This window comes from Actinokineospora spheciospongiae (assembly GCF_000564855.1).
Classification (GTDB): Bacteria; Actinomycetota; Actinomycetes; order Mycobacteriales; family Pseudonocardiaceae; genus Actinokineospora; species Actinokineospora spheciospongiae.
Map to the genome: position 1 here is coordinate 1 of NZ_AYXG01000086.1, position 2,979 is coordinate 2,979.

Sequence of the window (2,979 nt, forward strand, 5' to 3'; positions counted from 1 at the left end):
CCCGGCCAAACACATCCACCCACCCGGGCAGTTCGCTCGCCGGGCCGCCGGTTTCGGGGGTGGTCGGCTGACCAGGCGCATCCACCCACCCGGGCATCTCCGTAACCGGGCCGGCGGTTTCGGGGGTGGGAGGCCAGCCAAGCGCATCTGCTCACCTGGTCATCTGCTTGGCCGGGCTGGCGGTTTCCTGGGTGGTCGGCTGGCCGAGTACTTCCACCCACCCGGGCATCTGCTTGGCTGAGCCGCCGGCTTCCTGGGTGGTCGGGCTGTTTTGAGACACGCTCCGGGGAGGCGCTGATGTTCGGCTGGGTGGGTGCGGCCCCTGCGGTCGCGCTGGCCGTGGTCCTGCTGTGGGCGGCGGGCTTCAAGCTGCTGGTGCCCTCCGCGTCCGCGGCGGTCCGGCGCTCGGCGCTGCGCGGGCTGGTCGGTGCTGAGCGGGTCGGGCCGGCGCACCGGGTGGTCGGGGGAGTGGAGGCGCTGGTTGCCGTCGCCCTGCTGGTTCCGGCGGTGCGGCCGGTCGGCGCGGTGGCGGCGGTGCTGCTGGGCGCGGGCATGGTCGCCTACCTCGGCTACGCCAGGTCGGCGGCGCCGGGGTCCTCGTGCGGGTGCCTGAGCGGGGAGGTGGCCCCGGTCGGGGCGCGCCAGTTCGCCAGGGCCGGGCTGGTGGTGGTGGCGGGTGCCGGGGCGTTGTTCCCCGGCGGGTTCGCCCCGGGGTCGGCGCTGCTGGTGCTGCTCGCGCTGGTGGCGCTCTCCCCGGCGTTGGACCCGTACTGGCGCGCGCCGCTGCGCCACGAACCGGACGACGCGCGGGTGGCCCTGGTCGACAGCACCGACGACACCGACAGCACCGGGGCGGCTCCGGCCGACAACGTGGAACCGGTCGGGTCCGCGACCTCGTGATTGTCGGTGCCTGGGTGCACCATGGGGTCATGTGTCGCAGCATCAAGACCCTGAGGCCCCCGTACGTCGAGGAGGCGGGCAACGACGACGTCCGCGCTGCGGCGTTGCAGTACGTGCGCAAGATCTCCGGTTTCCGCGCACCGGCCGCGCACAACGCGGCGGCCTTCGAGGCCGCGGTGGACGCCGTCGCGGCGGCCACCGCGGACCTGTTGGACCAGTTGGTCGTCAAGGGCCGGTAGGGGTTCGGCGCGTGGACCGGTTCGCGGGTGCCCACCACCGGCGAAGCGGTCCGCCGTCGTGAGCAGGGGAAAGGGGAGCACGTGGCGAGCAGGTGGCGGCGCAGCAGCTTCAGCGGGGACAGCGGCAACTGCGCGGAGGTCGTCCACGGGCCCCGCGTCGGCGTTCGCGACTCGAAGAGCCGGGGCGCGGAGCTGTGGTTCCCCGGTGGCGCCTGGGTGGCGTTGCGCGCCCTGCTCCTAGAGGAACCAGCCCGCGAACAGCGCCGGTGAGGCCGCCAACAGGCTGAACCGGATGAACCGGCCCACCAGCCCGGCCCCGATGAACGTGCTCAACCGCATCCGCACCAGCCCCGCCAGCACCACGGTCGCCATGTACGGCGGCAGCCCCACCACGGAGCTGACGCTGTAGGTGCCCAGCATCCAGTGCGGGTGCTCCTCGCACTTGGCCCGCACGGTCTCCACCCACGCCCGCAGCCGCTTGGTCCGCAGTTCCCACCGGGCCCGCCGCGCGGTCAGCGGCCTGGGCCGCCGGTGCAGGAACGCGGGCAGGTGGATCGATCCCCGCCCGGCGTAGTAGTACAGCAGCTTGCCCCCGACCTGCCCGACCGCCACCGCGGCGCCGAGGAGCAGGCAGGAGATCTGCGGTTGCTGCGTGGCCAGCCCGATCACGAACAGCTCGATGCTGACGAACGGGACCACGGCGGACCCGAAGGCGATGCCCAGGGTGATGCACAGCCAGGGCAGCAGCACGCGGACCCCCTTCCGTCGGACCGGCCGTCGACGGTACCCGACCCCACCACGGGGACGCCCGGACCGGCGGACCCGTTCCACCGCGCCCGGGATCGACCCCCGCGGGTCAGCCCGGCGCCGTCATTCCGGCAGCGGCCCCAGCAGGAACTCCCCGGCCGAGCCCTGGCTGTCGTCGAAGTAGAATTCGCGGATCGCCGACAGCAGTTCGGCCGTGCCGATGTAGCCGTCCTCGTCGGTGTCGAGCCGCCGGTGGACGTCGCGCCCGGTCGCGTCCGGCAGGGCCATCAGGCCCCGGGTCCAGCGCACCTCGTCCTCGGCGGACAACCGGCCGTCGCCGTCGGTGTCGGCGATGGCCATCAGCGCGTCGAGGAAGGGCACGTAGACGCGGTCGAAGTTCTCCGGCGTCTCCAGCAGGCCCGCGGTGAACGCCCGCTTGTACTCGGCCAGGTCGATCCGGCCGTCGCCGTCGGTGTCGGCCGCGGCGGCCAGGTGCCGCCAGAGCCCGCCCATGAGTTCGCGCAGCCTGCGCAGCCCGGGGTCGGTGTCGGGGAGGCCGTACTCGGCGCCCAGGTTGGCGCAGGCCCGCTCGAAGTCGGCCGCGTCGACCAACCCGTCCCGGTCGAGGTCGTAGGTCTGGAACCGGCGCGTCAACTTGCGGTCCAGGAACGACGACATCGCAGCGGTCCTCTTCCCCTCGGGTGCTCGAACGACGTCGAGTCAACCACGGGTCGGGAGCGCGGTGGGATCGGGTGCGGACGGCCCCCCGGAAAAAATCCAGGAGATTTCGCCTGCGGTGTCGAGAACCAGTGCCCGGCTCCGTCCCCGGGGTGAGAGCGACCAGAATGGGGTCGCGCCAGTACTGAGGAGACAACCCACCATGGCCAAGTACCTGCTGCTCAAGCACTACCGCGGCGCCCCGTCGGCGGTCAACGACGTGCCCATGGCCCAGTGGACGCCGGAGGAGATCTCGGCCCACGTGCGGTACATGAACGACTTCGCCGCCCGGCTGGAGGGCACCGGCGAGTTCGTCGACAGCCAGGCGCTCGCCCCCGAGGGGACGTTCGTCCGGTACGACGGCGAGGGGCGCCCG

General features: G+C 72.9%; 6 protein-coding genes. 4 read left to right on the plus strand and 2 right to left on the minus strand.

Annotated features, from left to right (window positions below; all coding sequences use genetic code 11):
* Positions 1-297 precede the first annotated feature (297 nt).
* The 3 genes from UO65_RS12105 (at position 298) to UO65_RS12115 (ending at position 1,409) form a co-directional block, all read left to right on the plus strand.
* A complete protein-coding gene (locus UO65_RS12105; protein ID WP_052021080.1) occupies positions 298-900 on the plus strand; it encodes a MauE/DoxX family redox-associated membrane protein in 603 nt (200 codons plus the stop codon).
* 29 nt (positions 901-929) lie between these two features.
* Positions 930-1,139, plus strand: coding sequence for a DUF2277 family protein (locus tag UO65_RS12110; protein ID WP_035281850.1), 210 nt, complete (start codon positions 930-932; stop codon positions 1,137-1,139).
* 81 nt (positions 1,140-1,220) lie between these two features.
* The gene (locus tag UO65_RS12115; protein WP_084175496.1) at positions 1,221-1,409 is read left to right on the plus strand and encodes a DUF397 domain-containing protein; all 189 of its coding nucleotides are present in this window, start codon (positions 1,221-1,223) and stop codon (positions 1,407-1,409) included.
* On the opposite strand, the gene UO65_RS12120 is transcribed toward UO65_RS12115, so the two are convergent.
* Both UO65_RS12120 and UO65_RS12125 read right to left on the minus strand, forming a co-directional pair.
* Positions 1,377-1,886, minus strand: a complete 510-nt coding sequence (locus UO65_RS12120) for a YqaA family protein (RefSeq protein ID WP_181400020.1) — start codon at positions 1,884-1,886, stop codon at positions 1,377-1,379. The two genes, UO65_RS12115 and UO65_RS12120, sit on opposite strands and share 33 nt — an antisense overlap.
* A gap of 123 nt (positions 1,887-2,009) precedes the next feature.
* Positions 2,010-2,564 (minus strand): EF-hand domain-containing protein, encoded by a 555-nt coding sequence (locus UO65_RS12125; RefSeq protein WP_035281854.1) that lies wholly within the window; start codon positions 2,562-2,564, stop codon positions 2,010-2,012.
* Positions 2,565-2,766: 202 nt separating this feature from the next.
* On the opposite strand from UO65_RS12125, the gene UO65_RS12130 reads away from it, so the two are divergent.
* Positions 2,767-2,979 (plus strand): hypothetical protein (locus tag UO65_RS12130; protein WP_035281856.1); only part of this gene is annotated, 213 nt, incomplete at its 3' end.